At 64.9% G+C, this 18238-nt stretch carries 15 protein-coding genes; 8 read left to right on the forward strand and 7 right to left on the reverse strand.

Annotation, left to right across the window (positions count from 1 at the left end):
• Window positions 1-147: 147 nt before the first annotated feature.
• Window positions 148-552 (forward strand): DUF3301 domain-containing protein, encoded by a 405-nt coding sequence (locus tag FXN65_RS27615; protein WP_151138547.1) that lies wholly within the window; start codon window positions 148-150, stop codon window positions 550-552.
• Between the two features lie 104 nt (window positions 553-656).
• Here FXN65_RS27615 and FXN65_RS27620 read toward each other — a convergent pair whose 3' ends face one another.
• Window positions 657-1532, reverse strand: coding sequence for an alpha/beta fold hydrolase (locus FXN65_RS27620; RefSeq protein WP_151138549.1), 876 nt, complete (start codon window positions 1530-1532; stop codon window positions 657-659).
• A gap of 176 nt (window positions 1533-1708) precedes the next feature.
• Here FXN65_RS27620 and FXN65_RS27625 point away from each other — a divergent pair, with 176 nt between their 5' ends.
• The 3 genes from FXN65_RS27625 (at window position 1709) to FXN65_RS27635 (ending at window position 6500) form a co-directional block, all read left to right on the forward strand.
• Complete coding sequence (locus tag FXN65_RS27625; RefSeq protein WP_244620784.1) at window positions 1709-3403, forward strand: ATP-binding protein; 1695 nt, start codon at window positions 1709-1711, stop codon at window positions 3401-3403.
• Window positions 3400-4740 (forward strand): sigma-54-dependent transcriptional regulator, encoded by a 1341-nt coding sequence (locus FXN65_RS27630; RefSeq protein WP_151138551.1) that lies wholly within the window; start codon window positions 3400-3402, stop codon window positions 4738-4740. The genes FXN65_RS27625 and FXN65_RS27630 overlap by 4 nt, the downstream gene beginning before the upstream one ends.
• A gap of 452 nt (window positions 4741-5192) precedes the next feature.
• A complete protein-coding gene (locus tag FXN65_RS27635) occupies window positions 5193-6500 on the forward strand; it encodes an MFS transporter (RefSeq protein WP_151138553.1) in 1308 nt (435 codons plus the stop codon).
• A 258-nt stretch (window positions 6501-6758) separates the two neighbouring features.
• Here the strand turns inward: FXN65_RS27635 and FXN65_RS27640 are convergent, their stop codons facing one another.
• Window positions 6759-7724 carry a CobW family GTP-binding protein gene (locus tag FXN65_RS27640; protein WP_151138555.1) on the reverse strand — a complete coding sequence of 322 codons (966 nt, stop codon included), beginning with the start codon at window positions 7722-7724 and terminating at the stop codon, window positions 6759-6761.
• Between the two features lie 79 nt (window positions 7725-7803).
• Between FXN65_RS27640 and FXN65_RS27645 the strand changes: the two genes are divergently transcribed.
• On the forward strand, window positions 7804-8151 hold the full coding sequence (locus FXN65_RS27645) for an NADH:ubiquinone oxidoreductase (RefSeq protein WP_151138557.1): 348 nt from the start codon (window positions 7804-7806) through the stop codon (window positions 8149-8151).
• A gap of 87 nt (window positions 8152-8238) precedes the next feature.
• Here FXN65_RS27645 and FXN65_RS27650 read toward each other — a convergent pair whose 3' ends face one another.
• The 3 genes from FXN65_RS27650 to dksA are packed head-to-tail and all read right to left on the reverse strand — an operon-like array spanning window position 8239 to window position 10522.
• Window positions 8239-8883, reverse strand: a complete 645-nt coding sequence (locus FXN65_RS27650; RefSeq protein WP_151138559.1) for a DUF1826 domain-containing protein — start codon at window positions 8881-8883, stop codon at window positions 8239-8241.
• The gene (zigA, locus tag FXN65_RS27655; protein WP_151138561.1) at window positions 8883-10091 is read right to left on the reverse strand and encodes a zinc metallochaperone GTPase ZigA; all 1209 of its coding nucleotides are present in this window, start codon (window positions 10089-10091) and stop codon (window positions 8883-8885) included. Before zigA ends, FXN65_RS27650 begins: the two co-directional genes overlap by 1 nt.
• Before the next feature lie 11 nt (window positions 10092-10102).
• Window positions 10103-10522, reverse strand: a complete 420-nt coding sequence (gene dksA / locus FXN65_RS27660) for an RNA polymerase-binding protein DksA (protein WP_151138563.1) — start codon at window positions 10520-10522, stop codon at window positions 10103-10105.
• A 68-nt stretch (window positions 10523-10590) separates the two neighbouring features.
• Between dksA and folE2 the strand changes: the two genes are divergently transcribed.
• Window positions 10591-11481, forward strand: coding sequence for a GTP cyclohydrolase FolE2 (gene folE2, locus FXN65_RS27665; protein ID WP_151138565.1), 891 nt, complete (start codon window positions 10591-10593; stop codon window positions 11479-11481).
• Here folE2 and cfaB read toward each other — a convergent pair.
• Window positions 11469-12656, reverse strand: coding sequence for a C17 cyclopropane fatty acid synthase CfaB (cfaB, locus tag FXN65_RS27670; protein WP_151138567.1), 1188 nt, complete (start codon window positions 12654-12656; stop codon window positions 11469-11471). The two genes, folE2 and cfaB, sit on opposite strands and share 13 nt — an antisense overlap.
• A 381-nt stretch (window positions 12657-13037) precedes the next feature.
• Between cfaB and FXN65_RS27675 the strand changes: the two genes are divergently transcribed.
• Window positions 13038-14363, forward strand: a complete 1326-nt coding sequence (locus FXN65_RS27675) for an OprD family porin (protein ID WP_151138569.1) — start codon at window positions 13038-13040, stop codon at window positions 14361-14363.
• A gap of 148 nt (window positions 14364-14511) precedes the next feature.
• A complete protein-coding gene (locus FXN65_RS27680; RefSeq protein ID WP_151138570.1) occupies window positions 14512-14736 on the forward strand; it encodes a hypothetical protein in 225 nt (74 codons plus the stop codon).
• A gap of 350 nt (window positions 14737-15086) precedes the next feature.
• Here FXN65_RS27680 and FXN65_RS27685 read toward each other — a convergent pair whose 3' ends face one another.
• Entirely contained in the window at window positions 15087-18233 is a 3147-nt protein-coding gene (locus FXN65_RS27685; RefSeq protein ID WP_151138572.1) for an efflux RND transporter permease subunit, read from the reverse strand.
• Window positions 18234-18238 lie beyond the last annotated feature (5 nt).

Genomic DNA, 18238 nt, shown 5'->3' on the forward strand with positions numbered 1-18238 from the left:
AACCGTTGGGCAACGAGACAGGTCGACCTGGGGGATGGCCGATGCTGCGCTGTACCGTGCCAAGCAACTGGGAAGAAACCGTATCGAGCTGGCCCTCTGAAACCACCGTGGATGGTTTAAGCTTGGGTCTAGGTTTCCGGAGTCATCATGCTGAGCCTGGCTGACGTTTTCCTGCTGATGTTGTTCGCCGCCGGCGCGGCCTGGTTGTGGCGCGGGCACGGCGTGCGCGAGCGCGCCCTGGTGCTGGCCAAGCAGCACTGCGCGCGACTGGATGTGGAACTGCTGGACGGCAACGTCGCCTTCCGCCGCCTGGCGATGGTCCGCGACGGCAAGGGCAATCGCCGCCTGGCGCGTATCTACGACTTCGAGTTCACCGTGACCGGCGAGCAGCGCCTGACCGGGAGCATCCAGATGTTCGGCAACCACCTGGGCCGCATCGATGTCGAAGCCCATCCCTTCCGGGCCGAAGCCCAGCACGACGGCAAGGTCATCCACATGAGCGAGTGGCGGCGCAGCCACCCCAAAGCGGACGAGCAGCGACGGGTGGATTAGCGGGCCGGACCACGCTTCACCGGTCCACCATTCACGCTCCGAACTGATTCCGATGGTGGATGTAGAAGACGACATCCCCCTACCGCCAGCCTCAGCAGCAGCACTCATCCACGCAATAGAAACTCGGTCACGCGCTCGGCGCTGGCCTGTGGATATTCCTGCATGAAGCAGTGACCTCCCTCCACCACCTGGGCGCTGACATGGCCATTGAGCGCGGTCAGGCGTGCCACTGACTTGGCCACGAAGGGATAGCTGTGCTGCCCGTGGAGGATCAGGGTCGGCGTGACGATGCGGCCCAGCGACGGCCACAGGCGCTTGGGGAAAGAACTGAAGATCTCCGCTTCGCGACTCGGCCGGCACTTCAGTTCGACGCCGTTATCCACAGCCTTGATGGCGTGCTCCACATAGCCCCGCAGCGCCTCTTCGGTCCAGCCCTTGAAGATGCCGCGGCCATGCAGGCCGTTCCACGCTGCCTCGCGGTCGGCCCAGTGGCTGCGCCGGGCACGCGCGCGGCTGGCCATGGTGGTGCGGCGATGCAGGCCAAGCACTTCGGAAAAGGCCATGGCTCCGACCATGGTCGGGGTGAAGATCACCGGGTCGAGCAATACGGCGCGGCGGAACAGCTCGGGATGGCGGGCGAGGATCAGGCTGCTCAGCACCCCGCCGAAGCTGTGCCCCACCGCCATCCGCGGGACCTCGCCAAACTGCCCGCGCCCGGCCTCGAAGGCTTCCACAGCCAGCTCGGCATTGCGGTTCCAGCCCAGGAAGCGACCACCATGGTCGCTGTCGCCATGGCCCTGGATGTCGCAGAGCCAGAGATCGAAGTCCTCGACCAGGACCTCCAGCATCGGCGTATAGGTGCGGCCACAGAAACCGTTGCCATGGAGAAAGTGCAGGAGCGGCTTGCCGGAGGCCGGCGTGTGCCAGCCGCGCAGAGTGAATCCGGCGGAAGAGGAGTGGGACCAGGGGATCAATTGCATCGAACGTGCCTCGAAATGACTGCGCGAAGTGTATCCGCAGACTTCCGTCCGGAGCAGTGGGCAGGGTCGGCCGTGGTATCGTCGCCGCCTCTGACCTGCGGACGCCACCCTTGATTTCCCGCCAACTGCGCATCGCCCTGCTGATCCTGCTGCTGCTCGCCGGCCTGTTCCTGGCGATGCACCTGGCTGGCCGCCAGGCCGAACGACAGGCACTGCGCGACGAAGGTGAACAGGCCCGCGAGCAACTGACCCTGTATGCCGGCAGCCTGCGCACGCTGATCGACCGTTTCCGCGCCCTGCCCGCCGTTCTGGCGCTGGACCCGGAGTTGCGCGGCACCTTGGGCGGACCTGTGGATAACGCCGCACAACACATGCTCAACCTCAAGCTGGAGCAGATGAACCGCGCCGCAGGCTCCACCACCCTGGAACTGCTGGACCGCGAGGGCCTGGCCGTGGCCGCCAGCAACTGGCGCCTGCCCACCAGCTTCGTCGGCCACAACTACGGCTTTCGCCCCTACTTCGTCGAGGCTCGACGCCTGGGCAGCGGCCGCTTCTACGCAGTGGGCGTGACCAGCGGGATTCCCGGCTACTTCCTCGCCAGCGCCGTGCGCGGCGCGGAGGACACCTTCATCGGCGCCATCGTGGTGAAGCTGGAATTTCCCGAACTGGAGCAGGAATGGGGACAGCGTTCGGACATCATCCTGGTCAGCGACGCCCGTGGCGTGGTGTTCATCGCCAACCAGCCCGGATGGCGCTACCGCGAGCTGCAACCCATCTCCGCCGAGGGCCGCGCCGAGATGGCGGCGACCCGGCAGTATGACAAACAGCCACTGGCACCACTTATCCACAGCACCCGGATCAATTTCGGCGATGACAGCCGGCTGGTCCGGGTCGAAGGACCTGATGGCCCCCGAGACTACCTCTGGGAAAGCCTGCCGCTGCCCAGCGAAGGCTGGACCCTGCACCTGCTGCGCACCCCGCAGGAGGCCGCCAGCAGCGCCCGCGCCGCCAGCCTTGCTGCCGGGGGCGCGTGGCTGGCGGTGTTCTTCCTGGTGCTGTTCCTGCACCAGCGCTGGCGCCTGGCACGCATCCGCCAGCGCAGCCGGGAGGAGCTGGAGCAATTGGTGGAACAACGCACAGCCGCCCTGCGCACCGCCCAGGACGGACTGATCCAGGCCGCCAAGCTGGCCGCACTCGGACAGATGTCCACAGCCCTGGCCCACGAAATCAACCAGCCGCTCACCGCCCTGCAGATGCACCTGGCGAGCCTGCGCCTGATGCTCGACAACGGCCAGTTGGAGCAGGCCCGCAAAGCCCTGGGGCGCCATGACGAACTCCTGCAGCGCATGGCTTCCCTCACTGGCCATCTGAAGACCTACGCGCGCAAGACGCCCGGCGGCCTGCGCGAGTGCCTGGAGCTGGGCAGCGTTGTGGATAAATCCCTGCAACTGCTGGCACCCAACCTGCGCGACGCGAAGGTGCGGATCAGCCAGGAGCTGGCGGTGCCGGCCTGGGTTTCGGGCGACGCCATTCGCCTGGAGCAGGTGCTGGTCAACTTGCTGCGCAACGCCCTGGACGCGGTGGCCGGCGAGGCCGATCCACAATTGTGGATAACCCTGCGACGGGACGGCGACCACTGGGTGCTGGAAGTGGCCGACAACGGCGGCGGCATCGCGGAAGACGACCTGCAACGGGTCTTCGACCCCTTCTTCACCACCAAGCCGGCGGGTGCTGGCCTTGGAATCGGACTGGCGGTGTCCTACGCCATCGTCCATGAACTGGGCGGCACCCTGAGCGCCGCCAACCAGGGCGAGGGCGCGCTGTTCAGCCTGCGCCTGCCTGTGGATAAGACCAGAGAGGAACTGCCATGACAGTCCAGGTGATCTTCGTCGACGACGAAGCGGCCATCCGTGACGCGGTGCGCGAGTGGCTGGAGCTCTCCGGCTTCGAGGTGCGGGTGGAATCCAGCGCCGAGGATTGCCTGAAGCACCTCGATGCGGAATTCCCCGGTGTGGTCATCAGCGACCTGCGCATGCCCGGCATGGATGGGATGGGCCTGCTCCAGGCCGTGCAGGCGCTGGACCGCGAGCTGCCGTTCCTGATGGTCACCGGTCACGGCGACGTGCCCCAGGCAGTGGAGGCCATGCGCCTGGGCGCCTATGACTTCATCGAGAAACCCTTCACCGCCGAGCGCCTGCTGGAAAGCCTGCGCCGCGCCCTGGAAAAGCGCCGGCTGGTCCAGGAGAACCGTCGCCTGCGGATCCAGGCGGAGCTCAAGGACCAGCTCGACGGCCGCCTGCTGGGCGTCTCCAGGCCCATGGTGCAATTGCGCCGCAAGGTGCTGGACCTGGCCGCCACACCGGTCAATGTCCTGCTGCGCGGCGACACCGGCGCCGGCAAGGAAATGGTCGCGCGCTGCCTGCACGACTTCGGCCCCCGCGCCGGCAAGCCCTTCGTGGCGCTGAACTGCGCGGCCATTCCGGAGAACCTCTTCGAGAGTGAGCTGTTCGGCCATGAAAGCGGCGCCTTCACCGGCGCCCAGGGCAAGCGCATCGGCAAGATCGAGCATGCCCACGGCGGCACCCTGTTCCTCGACGAGATCGAAAGCATGCCGCTCGCGCAGCAGGTGAAGCTGCTGCGGGTGCTGCAGGAGCAGCGCCTGGAACGCCTGGGTTCGAACCAGAGCATCGCTGTGGATATCCGCGTGGTGGCCGCCACCAAACCGGACCTGCGCGACGAAGTCCGTGCCGGACGTTTCCGCGAAGACCTGCTTTACCGCCTGAATGTCGCCGAACTGCAACTGCCCGCGCTGCGCGAGCGACGCGAGGACGTTCCCCTGCTGTTCGAGCATTTCGCCCGCCAGGCCAGCGAGCGCCTGGGCCGGCCGCAACCGACGCTGACACCCGCCGAGCTGGCCCAGTTGCTGGCCCACGACTGGCCGGGCAACGTGCGCGAGCTGGCCAACGCCGCCGAACGCCACGTGCTGGGGTTATCCACAGGCCAGGCTGATCGGGCCGAAGGGGAACCTTCGCTGGCTGAACTGATGGAAGCCTACGAGGCGCAATGCCTGCGTCAGGCCCTGGCGCGCTGCCAGGGCGACATCAGGGCGGTGATGGACCTGCTGCGCCTGCCGCGCCGCACCCTCAACGAGAAGATGGTCCGTCACGGCCTGGCGCGCAGTGAGTTCCTGCCCGGTGAGGATGAGTGAGAGTGCTCCAGCACTGGGCCTTCCGGACGCCGCGCTAGCCGACTCCGCCCTCACCCCCGCCCCTCTCCCTGAAGAGGAGAGAGGTGACTCGCGCCGGCAAATCCAAAGTCATCCTGAAGCCCATACGCCGCTTGCAGCTGGGCAGAAACGGTGGGGCGGCAACTCCGCCCCTTCAGGAGGCCGAGCGGAATCGTTGCACAGGGGGACGAGTGGCATGGATGCCGCGAATTGAAATCGCCCCCACATCCAGCAACCCGCCATCGGCGGAATCTTGCTCATCGCCAATCCGGCATCGGCAGGAATCCGCGCATGATCGCCGCGAAATCACGCTGAAACCCCTCTATTCCAGGGCTTTCCTCCCCTGGCACAGCTCCTGCTTTATGCCTGGTGCCCGAAGCGCGCCGCCACAGAGCAGCGCCTCCACAACAACAACTACGCGTCGAGGAAAGATGATGGATAACTCCAGCACCCTGGCTGCCTCTGCAGAACCCCGCACGACATCGCAACGCATCAAATCGATTTTCAGTGGCTCGGTAGGCAACCTGGTCGAGTGGTACGACTGGTACGTCTACGCGGCCTTCTCACTGTACTTCGCCAAGGCATTCTTCCCCCAGGGCGACATGACCGCCCAACTGCTCAACACCGCCGCGATCTTCGCCGTGGGCTTCCTGATGCGCCCCATCGGCGGTTGGCTGATGGGCATCTACGCCGACCGCAAGGGCCGCAAGGCTGCCCTGCTGGCCTCGGTGCTGCTGATGTGCTTCGGCTCGCTGATCATCGCCCTGACCCCCAGCTACGAGACCATCGGCGTCGCCGCACCGATCCTGCTGGTGGTCGCTCGCCTGCTGCAGGGCCTCTCGGTAGGCGGTGAATACGGGACCTCGGCCACTTACCTGTCGGAGATGGCGACCAAGGAACAACGTGGCTTCTTCTCCAGCTTCCAGTACGTGACCCTGATTTCCGGCCAGCTCATCGCCCTGGCCGTGCTGATCATCCTCCAGCAGACCCTGACCACCGAGCAGCTGGAAAGCTGGGGCTGGCGCGTGCCCTTCTTCATCGGCGCCCTGTGCGCGGTGGTCGCCATGTTCCTGCGTCGTGGCATGGAAGAGACCGATTCCTTCACCAAGAAAAAGGACAAGCCGAAGGAAAGCCTGCTGCGTACCCTGCTGCGCCACCCGAAGGAAGTACTGACCGTAGTCGGCCTGACCATGGGCGGCACCCTGGCCTTCTACACCTACACCACCTACATGCAGAAGTACCTGGTGAACACCGTGGGCATGAGCAAGGACGACTCGACCATGATCTCGGCCGCCACGCTGTTCCTGTTCATGCTGCTGCAACCCATCGTCGGCGGGCTTTCCGACAAGATCGGCCGTCGCCCGATCCTGATTGCCTTCGGTGTGATGGGCACCTTGTTCACCTACCCGATCCTGAGCACCCTGCACAGCATCGAAACCTGGTGGGGTGCGTTCTTCCTGATCATGGCGGCGCTGATCATCGTCAGCGGCTACACCTCGATCAACGCCGTGGTGAAGGCCGAGCTGTTCCCTACCGAGATCCGCGCCCTGGGCGTGGGCCTGCCCTACGCGCTCACCGTGTCCATCTTCGGCGGCACCGCCGAGTACGTGGCCCTGTGGTTCAAGAGCATCGGCATGGAAAGCGGCTTCTACTGGTACGTCACCGCGTGCATCGCCTGCTCGCTGCTGGTGTACGTGTTCATGAAGGACACCCGCACCCATTCGCGGATGAACCAGGACTGACCCCTCCCCCGCAGCGACACGAGACGGGCCCTTCGGGGCCCGTTTTCGTTTCTCGGGCGTTTCTCGCAGAGGCGAGTCCGTCCCTTGCACAAGGTCGATCCTTCAGCTCGGTCTGGACCGCAGGGTGCACTTCGCGCACCGATTCCAGTGTCCGCCCCGGCACAAGGTCAAACCGCCGGTGCGCACGGCGCACCCTACCCAATCGGCCTGATCCTGATAGCCCGACACAGGCAGAGCCGCCAATTCTCAGCCCTTATCTCAATCCAACCGGCACGCCGCCATTCCCACCTTCAGCGCCGCCTCGTCCTGGGGCCCCGCGAAGATCAGTTCCAGACGCGAATCCTTGCGCCATTCGCTGGCCTGCCAGTGGATCGGCGCGCCGTCCAGGGCGTTGCCGGAGAGCCATCCGGCGTTGGTCTGCAGCACCAGCTTGGCGCGGCGCCAGGGCAGGCTGGCCAGCCACAGCTGGAGGCGCATCAGCTCGAATCTTTGGCTCGGGTGCCAACGCCAACCCATGCTCCAGCCGTCGTCGTTTGCCTGGATCTGGCAGATGGGTTCGGCCGGATTCCTCCACAGGACCGGAGGCTTATCCACACCTGTTGGTAAGTCTTTGATACCAACAGCTTTTCCAGAATGTGAATGAATGCCTGGAAGCTTCTGGATATCGAGCCTCCCTTGAGTCGTCCACAGCAGCGGGACACTGGGAAGTTTCGCGGCAAGTTGTTCACAGGTGGATGAATCCAGGCTTTCGGCCTTATTTAGTAGCACTAGGCCAGCATCCAAAAGTGCCGCCCGCTGGCTGTCTGGCAGTAGCTGGCCCGTAGCCAGCGCCGCCGCATCGAGCACCATGACGCTCGGCTGTAGCGCCAGGACGCCCTCCCACGGGGGTTCGCGTAGCTGTCGCAGTAGCTCGACCGGGTGTCCGAGTCCGGAGGGTTCGATCAGTAGCCGGTCTGGCCGCGCCTTGCGCAGTAGCCGGCCAAGTCCGACCTGGAAGGGCGCGCCGTTGACGCAGCAGACGCAGCCGCCCGCCACCTCGGCGATGGCGATGCCGTCGTCGCTGCTGGTGAGCAGTGCCGCGTCCAGGCCGATCTGGCCGAATTCGTTGATCAGCACCGCCCAGCGTTCATGGGCAGGCCGCTGCGCCAGCAGCTGGCGGATCAGGCTGGTCTTGCCGGCGCCCAGGGGCCCGGCGATGAGATGGGTAGGGATGTGAGTAAGCATGGACCTATGGTGCTGCTTCACAGCCCGCCGAGAAAGCCTCGTGCTAGAGTCGCGTGCTTCATGACCCGGAAGACCTCCCATGCGTACCTGGTTGCTGCCCGTTTTGCTGTTGCTATCGGTCGAAGTCCGTGCCGAAGCCTGTGTTGTCCACAGCCAGGGCAACGGCCTCGACGTGAAGCTCTGTCAACAAAACCGTAGCATCCCGCCGCAACTCTTTCGTGACGGCTTCTGCAAGCCGGAGATGAAGGGACAGAAAGTGGAAGTGAGCTTTGTGGATAACTGCCCGACCGGTGCGTTCGGTGTATGCCGCAACGCCAAGGTCAGCAATCAGCTCTACCGCCAGGATATCCACTACTACGGCGTGGCCAGCGATGCGCGCTACCTGAAACCCTTCTGCGAAACCCAGAGCCAGGGCAAGTGGGAGTGAGGCGATTCCTCCCGATCCCTGCAGGAGCGAAGTCATTCGCCGGGCAGGCCGCAGGCCTGCTCTGAATCCCCCCTTCTGGTAAAGCGCCTATCCCAGCCAATCCAGCGTCAGCAACAGGCGGCTCTCACCCGATTCCGGCTGTGGCGACCTGTGGATAATTCCACGCCCCTCATTGCCGAGCCACTTCTCTCCCTTGAACAGGGCCACATGGCCGGCCTGCATTTGCTGGTTATCCACAATGGCGGCAGGTTCGGCAGTGGGATCGCCCAATCCCGAGCGTGGCATGTCACCCTCTCGCAGCCACTGGCTGCCGACGCCGGCATAGGTGGTGATCAACCGCAGCGGTACGTGATCGACGTGAAAACGCGGGCACATGGCCCTGTCGAGGCGGCGCAGACGCAGGCCAATGCGCCGGGCATCCACCAGGCAGGCGAAGGCCCGCACCAGCCACGCCACATCGGCGACGAAGCCCTGGTGCCCTTCCAGGTCGGCAAAGCCTGCGGCGAGGCCACTGAGGTCAGGCTCGCTTTCGGCAACGACGAGCTCCAGCGTCAAGGATTCGGCCAGCGGCTCACCCAACGCCAGCAGGCTGTTGGCGAAGCCTTGCACGTGCAACGGCAGCTGCCGGCGCCAGATGGTCAGATTGACCCCATCCCGCAGGGCTTCGCCCAGAACGTCCGGGCCATCCCCCAGCACCTGCCGTGGAGATGGCTCCCACTGCCGCGCGAGCATCAGGCCGCCTCCTCGTCGTGCCAGGGGCCGAAAGGATCGGGCAGCAGCGCCCAGGCTTCCGGGCCTTCGGCCATCTCGTTGTCGTCCAGCAGACAGGCGTCCAGCTCAGTTCTCAGGCGTTCGAAGTCGATTCCCTGGCCGATGAAGACCAGCTCCTGGCGGCAATCGCCGGTCCCCGCTATCCAGTGCTTGAGAACGGCGCTCAAGCCATCCCGGTCATCCGGCCAGCGTTCGCGCGGCACGAAGCGCCACCAGCGGCCAGCCAGGGCGTGGCGCATCAGGCCGCCGGCCTGGGACCAGCTGCCCGCCTCGCGGTAACGGCTGGCGAGCCAGAAGAATCCCTTGGAGCGCAGCAGGCGGCCATTGCTCCAGTCGCGATTGATGAAGCGGAAGAAGCGCTGAGGGTGGAACGGACGCCGCGCTCGGTACGCCGTGGAGGCGATGCCGTACTCCTCGGTTTCCGGCCTGTGCTCGCCGCGTAGTTCCTTCAACCAGCCAGGCGCCTCGGCGGCGCGGTCGAAGTCGAAACGGCCGGTGTCGAGGATGCGCCCGAGGTCGACCTGGCCCATCACCATCGGCAGCACCTCCGCCTCGGGATTGAGCCGCCTGAGGATGGCGGTCAGCTCATCACGCTCGGCGCTGGTAATCAGGTCGGCCTTGCTGATGAGCAGCACGTCGGCAAACTCCACCTGCTCGATCAGCAGGTCGCTGATGGTGCGTTCGTCGTCCATCCCCAGCGATTCGCCGCGGCTGTCGAGGCTTTCCGCCGCCAGGTAGTCACGCAGGAAGTTAACGCCGTCGACGACGGTGACCAGGGTATCCAGGCGCGCCAGGTCGGACAGGCTCAGGCCCTGTTCGTCGCGGAAGGTAAAGGTTTCGGCTACCGGCAGCGGCTCGGAAATCCCGGTGGATTCGATCAGCAGGTAGTCGAAGCGACCATCGCGGGCCAGGCGGCTGACTTCTTCCAGCAAGTCTTCGCGCAGGGTGCAACAGATGCAGCCATTGCTCATTTCCACCAGCCGTTCCTCGGCGCGATTCAGGCTGACGTCGCGCTGGACCTCGCTGGCATCGATGTTGATTTCACTCATGTCATTGACGATCACCGCCACGCGCAACTGGTCGCGGTTCTTCAACACGTGGTTGAGCAGGGTGCTCTTGCCGGCGCCGAGGAAGCCGGAAAGCAGGGTGACGGGTAGGCGTTGATCCATGGGGTTTCCTCTCAGACGGGGCGCTGGTGGCGTTCCTGTTGTTCCTGGCGCTGCTTGGCTTCCAGGCAAAGGGTCGCGGTGGGCCGCAGCAGCAGGCGGCGCAGGCCGATGGGCTCGCCACTTTCTTCGCACCAGCCGTACTCGCCACTGGCGAGGCGATTCAGGGATTGGTCGATCTTGTCCAGCAGGCGCTTCTCGCGCTCCAGCAGCCGGAGCTGCCACAGGCGCTGTTCCTCGCGGCTGGCGAGGTCACTCTCATCGCTTACCGGCTCCACCTCGCGCAGGGCACCGAACTCGGTGTCGATGCGCTGGCGCAACTCTTCACGCTGGCGCTCCAGGAGGTCGCGAAAAAATGCCCTTTGCGCCTCGTTCATGTAGTCCTCGGCGGGCAGGGCAAGGAGTTCTTCGCGGTTGAGCAGAGTGTCTGGCATGGTGGCGATCTTCACAGGCTTTATTTGTTATAACATAACACTTACTGTCTATTTCAAGAGCCCGACCGATGAACGCCCTCTCCCTCCCGGATATCGCCGCACAAACCTCGTCCCTCGAGCTGCCCCTGGACTGGGTCGGCATGTGCGGAATTGCCCAACCCGTGGTACTGGCGGGACAACGCATCGCCGCGCAGGTCGATGCTGGCGTCAGCCTGGATGACGTCAGTGCCCGTGGCATCCACATGTCGCGCCTCTACCTGGCACTGGAGGAACTGGAACGGGAGGAGCTGTCCGGCACCCTGTTGCGCCGGGTGCTGGCGCGCTTCCTCGATAGCCACCAGGGCCTGTCCGCCAGCGCCAGCCTGAACCTGCGTGGCGAGGCCCTGCTGCAGCGTCCAGCGCTGGTAAGCCCGCTGGCCGGATGGAAGGCTTATCCCTTCGAGGTCCGTGCACGCCAGGATCGGTGGGGGTTCCACGTGGAACTTCAATTGCAATTGGCCTATTCCTCCACCTGCCCCTGCTCGGCCGCCCTTGCCCGCCAACTGATCCAGCAGCGCTTCGTAGAGGAATTCCCTGACCAGAATCCGGCTCGGGAAAGGGTGTTCGCCTGGCTGGGCAGCAGCCAGGGCATAGTCGCAACGCCCCACAGCCAACGCAGCACCGCCACCTTCTGGCTGCACCTGGGTGCGAAAGAGAACATCCCTCTGCTCCGTCTGGTCGATCTGGCGGAGCAGAGCCTGGGCACAGCCGTGCAGACGGCGGTAAAACGGGCGGACGAGCAGGCCTTCGCCCTGGCCAACGGCCAGAACCTGATGTTCTGCGAAGACGCCGCCAGGCGCCTGGGTAGCGCCTTGCAGAAGCAGGACTGGCTGGAGGGATTCAGGCTACGGGTCGTGCACGCGGAGAGCCTCCACGCACACGACGCCGTTGCCGAATATGCCTGGCGCTATCGCACGTAGAGGTCCGCCCGACTCCACGGCAACTCGTGAGAGCCATCCGCGCGGGGCTTGGTGGCGAGTATCTGGTGCAGGTTGATCCAGCCCTTCTGGAAGGCATGGGAGCAGCCCGCCAGGTACAGTCGCCAGATGCGCAGGGCCTGCTCCGGAACCAGCCGGGCAGCCTTTGCCAGGTTGGCTTCCAGGTTGGCACTCCAGAACTCCAACGTGCGCGCGTAGTGCAGGCGCAGGCTTTCCACATCCACCACTTCCATGCCGGCCAGACTCAGCTCGGTGACCATGGTGGCCAGATGCGGCAGCTCGCCGTGGGGGAAGACATAGCGATCGATGAACTCACCGGCGCCACGCCCCACCGGACGGCCATCCGGGTGCCGCGAGGTGATGCCATGGTTCATCACCAAACCGCCGGCACGCACGGCGCCGAACAGGCTCTGGCAATAGACCGGCATGTTGGCGTGGCCGACGTGCTCGAACATGCCAACGCTCACCACCTTGTCGAAGCGGCCGTCCTGGGGCAGGTCGCGGTAATCCAGCAGCTCCAGCTCTACCTGCCCTTCCAGCCCATCGGCCTTGACCCGCTTCTGGCCAAGGGCCAGCTGTTCACGGCTCAGGGTAATGCCGAAAACCCGGACGCCGTACTCGCGGGCGGCGAACCTTGCCAGGCCGCCCCAGCCACAGCCCACGTCCAGCAGGTACTCGCCCTGCTTCAGGCGCAGCTTGCGGCAGAGGTGATGCAGCTTGGCCTGCTGGGCACTGTCGAGGTCCTCGGTGCCGGTGGGGAAATAGGCACAGGAGTAGACCATCTCGCGGTCCAGCCAGAGGGCATAGAAGTCGTTGGAAAGGTCGTAGTGGTAGGAGATGGCTGCCGCGTCGGTGGCCTTGTCGTGGGACTGGCGCGGCGCTACCGAATCGTCGTCGTCGCCCACCAGCGCCTCGCTCAGGGCGTCGCCAACCCGGATCACCTCCAGGATCGGCCCGGTCAATTCCACGCGCCCTTCCACATAGGCTGACCCCAGTGTTCCGAGGCTCGGGCGGCTCAACAGGGAGACCGCGCTGGGATCCTTCACCGTCATGGTCACGGTCGGGTTCGGGCCGAGATCGATTTCCTTGCCATCCCAGAGCTGCAGCCGTAACGGCAGCTTCAGATCGCGCAGGACCGGTGGAAGTTGCGCAAACATGGGAACTCCTCCTTTTCCAGGAACACTGGAAAGGTAGACCACCCTGGACAGTTGTCAGGCTATCGATTCGATAGTCCCCCTGAATCGAGCGGTCCGCAAGCGACTTCAATATGCACTTTCGGGGCACTCGTGGCATTTGACCACCCGTCCATGACAATCGCTCAACCGGTTTCTCGGCGCGCACTGGAACATGACCGTCATTCACAAGTTCATTGATTACAGAATTGTAATCAGCAACTCATCTCCAAGTTATCTCCCGCTTGCAACGATAAGCACCGGCTGGTTCCGGGAGATACGCAATTACCTCTCTAGGCACGGCCCCATAACAACAATTCCTGGCAACAAGAAGACCAACAACTGCCGACATGAGAGGAGCAATCAATGCGCAATAAAAGACCCCGCTTGTCCATCGCCATACTGTGCTCGCTGGCTTCCGGCACCACGCTGAATGCGGCCGAGGAGTCCGCGGAAGGGTTCATCGAAGGCAGCAGCCTGTCGATCCTCAACCGCAACTTCTACGTGAACCGCGATTTTCGCCATGGCCAGTCCAGCCCCAGCGACAACGGCTACAGCGAGGCCTGGGCACAAGGCATCATCGGCCGCTTCGAATCCGGCTTCACCCAGGGCACTGTGGGCTTGGGCATCGATGCCTTCGCCATGCTCGGCCTCAAGCTGGATACCGGCGACGGCCGACACGGCCCGGGCGGGAGCGTGAACCTGCTGCCGGTCAACAGCCAAGGCGAAGCCGAGGACCAGTACTCCAAGCTGGGGGGCGCGCTAAAGGCGCGACTGTTCGACACAGTGGTCAGGGCCGGTGACGTGTTCCCCACCACCCCGGTGGTGCACTACGGCGACTCCCGTCTGCTGCCGGAAAGCTTCCGCGGCGTGACCCTGGAGAACGCCGGCATCGACGGCCTGAAGCTCCAGGGCGGACGTCTGCACGCCATGAGCCAGCCACAGCAGAGCGGCATGCGCGGCGACTTCGCCACCTTCTACGGCGGCACGGTGGACTCGCCCTGGGTGGCGTATTTCGGCGGTGATTACCGGGTCAACGACAACCTTTCCGTCAGTCTCTACAGCAGCCGCCTGGAAGACGCCTGGAACCAGCATTACGCAGGCCTTTACGGCGAGTATCCGCTGGCCGACGTACTGACCCTGTTCAGCGGCCTGAATTACTACAAGGCCGTGGACCAGGGGCAGAAACTGCTGGGCGAGTTCGACAACGACATCTACAGCGGCAAGGTCGGCGTCCGCCATGGCGGCCACAGCCTGGCCCTGTCGTACCAGCGCAACGCCGGTGACGACGACTTCGACTACCTGCGCCAGTCCGACTCGATCTTCCTCGACAACTCCATCCAGTACAGCGACTTCAACTCACCGGGGGAGCGCTCCTGGATGCTCCGCTATGACCTGGACATGACCAGCTTCGGCATCCCCGGCCTGTCCTTCATGACCCGCTACGCCCGTGGCAGCGATGCCGACTACTCCAACGCCAATGCCACCTACATGCGCCGCGACGCCAATGGCGACCCGCTGGTGGATCAGAAGCGCTGGGAGCGCAACATCGAGGCGAAGTACGTGGTGCAGACCGGCTCGTTGAAGGACATGTCCTTCCGCGTGCGCCAGATGACCACCCGCGCCACGGACTTCGAATCCGATCTCGATGAAGTTCGCCTGATCGTCGAATACCCGCTGGAAGTTCTCTGAAGCCATTCAAGCGCGGGCGAAGTCCAGCAACTTCGCTCGCTCTTTCTGTCACAAATGTAATGTTCGCCTCACCTTGTCGTTAGTTCCGTCTTTTTAAGATTCAGGAGTAGTTGCAGGACTCCGAATGAATCGAAACGAGGCGAACTTCATGAACGTACGCAAACTTCTCCTGATTACCCTCCTCGGCCTGGGTTCCACCGCCGCGCTGGCCGAAGACGGCTACGGCCGCTCCCTGCAGATGGTGCAGGAATTCCGCGCCAGCCAGGCCGAACTCAAGGGCAAGCAGTTCTTCGCCGGTGACAACGACAAGGCCTCCGACAGCAAGGCCGAGACCCGGCAGCTCAGCGCGCATAACGCCCCCAAGGAAGACTGATTTCCCCCGGCAAGACCGTTCACCTTCAAAAGCTCCACGCTCCTATTGGTCGAGGTGAACCCTGGGCGCCCCATGTGGGCGCCTTTTTTATTGGCCAATGAATCCGGCACTTGCTCATTTCCAGGGGCCGCCGTGTGCTGGAGTCGTGGGATCGGTACCGCTCGATTCCCATCCTCGAACGCTGCCGCCAACGTAAATGCGTTACCCATGTCCCCCGACTGGACTCTGTGCGCACCGATTGCGCGATCGGCAGCGCCGCACCTCTGCTTCGCGAGCAAAGCTCGCTCCTAATGGGGCTTGGGTTGTGGGAAACGGGAAGGCCCCTCGCCATGTGCGAGGGGCCTTGCGGGTCAGGCTGTGGCGTCTTCCTGCTCATCCTTCTGGTAAGCACGGAAGTAGAGGGCTGGCAGCACCAGCAGCGTCAGTGCCGTGGAGGAGAGAATGCCGCCGATCACCACGGTGGCCAGCGGGCGCTGGACCTCGGCGCCGGTCCCGGTGGCCAGCGCCATGGGCACGAAGCCGAGGGACGCCACCAGGGCGGTCATCAGTACCGGACGCAGGCGGGTCAGCGCGCCTTCGGTCACGGCCTGGGCCAGCGGCTTGCCTTGCTCACGCAGGTTGCGGATGAAGGCGATCATCACCAGGCCATTGAGCACCGCCACTCCGGACAGCGCGATGAACCCCACCCCGGCTGAGATGGACAGCGGAATGTCCCGCAGCCACAGCGCCAACACCCCGCCGGTGAGGGCGAAGGGTATGCCGGTGAACACCAGCAGGCCGTCCCTGAGGTTGTTGAACATCAGGAAGAGCAGCGCGAATACCAGCAGCAGCGCCACCGGCACCACCACCTGCAGGCGCTTGGCGGCGGACTGCAGCTGCTCGAACTGGCCGCCCCAGCTGGTCCAGTAACCGGCCGGCACCTCCACCTGGGCCTGGATGCGTTCCTCCGCCTCACCGACGAAGGAGCCGATGTCACGCCCCCGCACGTTGGCGCTCACCACCACCAGGCGCTTGCCGTTCTCGCGGCTGACCTGATTCGGCCCCATCACCAGATCCAGGTTGGCGACGTCGGACAGCGGAATGAAGGCAATGCGCTCCGAACCGCCACCGGCCGGCACCGGTATCAGCAGGCGCGACAGCCCTTCGATGTCGGTACGCAACTCATCGGAGAGGCGCACCACCATGTCGAAGCGGCGGTCGCCCTCGAACAGGGTGCCGGCCACACGCCCGCCTACCGCCACCGCCACCGTGTCCTGCACGTCGCCGACGTTGAGCCCGTAGCGCGCGGCCTTGTCGCGATCGATGTTGATGGTCAGCACCGGCAGGCCGGTGGTCTGCTCCACCTTCACCTCGGAGGCGCCCTCGACCTGCTGCAGGGTGGCGGCGATCTTCGCGGCGGTGGCGTTGAGCACGGCCATGTCGTCGCCGAAGACCTTCACCGCCACATCGCTGCGCACGCCGGAAATCAGCTCGTTGAAGCGCAGCTGGATCGGCTGCGACAACTCGTAGTTGCTGCCCGGCACCGTCGCGCTGGCACGCTGGATATCGGCGATCAGCGCTTCCCTCGACTTGTCCGGCTCAGGCCACCGCTCCTTCGGCTTGAGCATCACATAGCTGTCGGAGATGTTCGGCGGCATGGGGTCGGAAGCGATCTCCGCGGTGCCGGTGCGGGCGAATACCCGCTGCACTTCCGGCACCTGTTCGACGATGGCGCGCTCCAGGCGCTGCTGCATGTCCAGGGACTGCGACAGGCTGGTGCCGGGCACGCGCAGCGCCTGCAGGGCAAAGTCGCCTTCGCTCAGGCTGGGCACGAACTCGCTGCCCATGCGGCTGGCCAGCACACCGGAGACCAGCACCGCGCCGCTGGCCAGGGCGAAGGCCAGGTTGCGCCGGCGCATCACCCAGGCCAGCACCGGTGCGTAGCCGCGACGCGCCGCGCGCATCAACGCGTTCTCCTCCTCGCGCACCTTGCCGGTGATGAACAGGGCGATGGCCGCAGGCACGAAGGTCACCGAGAGGATCATGGCGCCCAGCAGGGCGATGACCACGGTGAAGGCCATGGGGTGGAACATTTTCCCCTCGACACCGGTGAGGGCGAAGATCGGCAGGTACACCACCATGATGATCAGCTGCCCGAACACCAGGGCGCGGCGCGCTTCCTTCGATGCGGCGAACACTTCGTGCAGCCGCTCGCTGCGGGTCAGCAGGCGGCCGTGGTGGCTCTGGGCGTGGGCCAGGCGGCGGATGGCATTCTCGACGATGACCACCGCGCCATCGACGATGATGCCGAAGTCCAGCGCACCCAGGCTCATCAGGTTGGCGCTGACCTTGTTGGCGAACATGCCGCTGAAGGTGAAGAGCATCGAAAGCGGGATGACCATGGCGGTGATCAGCGCCGCCCGGATGTTGCCGAGGAACAGGAAGAGCACCGCGATCACCAGGATGGCGCCTTCCACGAGGTTCCTCTTCACCGTGGCGATGGCCTTGTCCACCAGGTGGGTGCGGTCGTAGACCGGCAGCGCCACCACACCCTTCGGCAGGCTGCGGTTGATCTCTTCCAGGCGGCTGGCCACCGCCTGCGAGACGCTGCGGCTGTTCTCGCCGATGAGCATGAACACCGTGCCCAGCACCACTTCGCGGCCGTTCTCGGTAGCGGCGCCGCTGCGCAGCTCACGGCCGATATCCACGCTGGCGATGTCGCGCACGCGGATCGGCGCACCGCTGCGGTTGGCGACCACGATATTGGCGATGTCGGCGGTGTCCTCCAGCTGGCCGGGTGCACGGATCAGCAACTGCTCGCCGTTACGCTCGATGTAGCCGGCACCAACGTTGGCGTTATTGCGCTCCAGGGCGGTGACGAGGTCGCTCAGGGTCAGGCTGTAGGCGGCCAGGCGCTTGGGCTCCGGAGCGATCTGGAACTCCCTGGCGAAGCCGCCGATGGTGTTGATCTCGGCAACCCCGGGCACGGTGCGCAGCTGCGGCTTGATGATCCAGTCCTGGATCACCCGCAGATCGGTGGGGCTGTAGGCGCTGCCATCGTCCTTGCGCGCGCCCTCCTCGGCTTCCACCGTCCACAGGAAGATCTCGCCAAGCCCGGTGGAGATCGGCCCCATCACTGCCTCGGCGCCTTCCGGCAGTTGCCCGCGAGCCTGCTGCAGACGCTCGTTGACCAGTTGCCGGGCGAAATAGAGGTCGGTGCCGTCCTCGAAGGTGACGGTGACCTGCGACAGTCCGGAGCGCGACAGCGAGCGGGTCTGCTTGAGGTGCGGCAGACCGGCCATCGCGGTTTCGATGGGGTAGGTGATGCGCTGCTCGGTTTCCAGCGGCGAGAAGCCGGCGGCCGAGGTGTTGACCTGGACCTGGACGTTGGTGATGTCGGGCACCGCGTCTATGGGCAGCTTCTGGTAACTGGCGATGCCCAGCCCGGCCATGGCCAGGACGGCCAGCAGCACGATGAAGCGCTGCTCGATGGCGAATTGGATGATGCGTTCGAACATGGCGG

Source organism: Pseudomonas lalkuanensis (genome assembly GCF_008807375.1).
GTDB lineage: Bacteria > Pseudomonadota > Gammaproteobacteria > Pseudomonadales > Pseudomonadaceae > Metapseudomonas > Metapseudomonas lalkuanensis.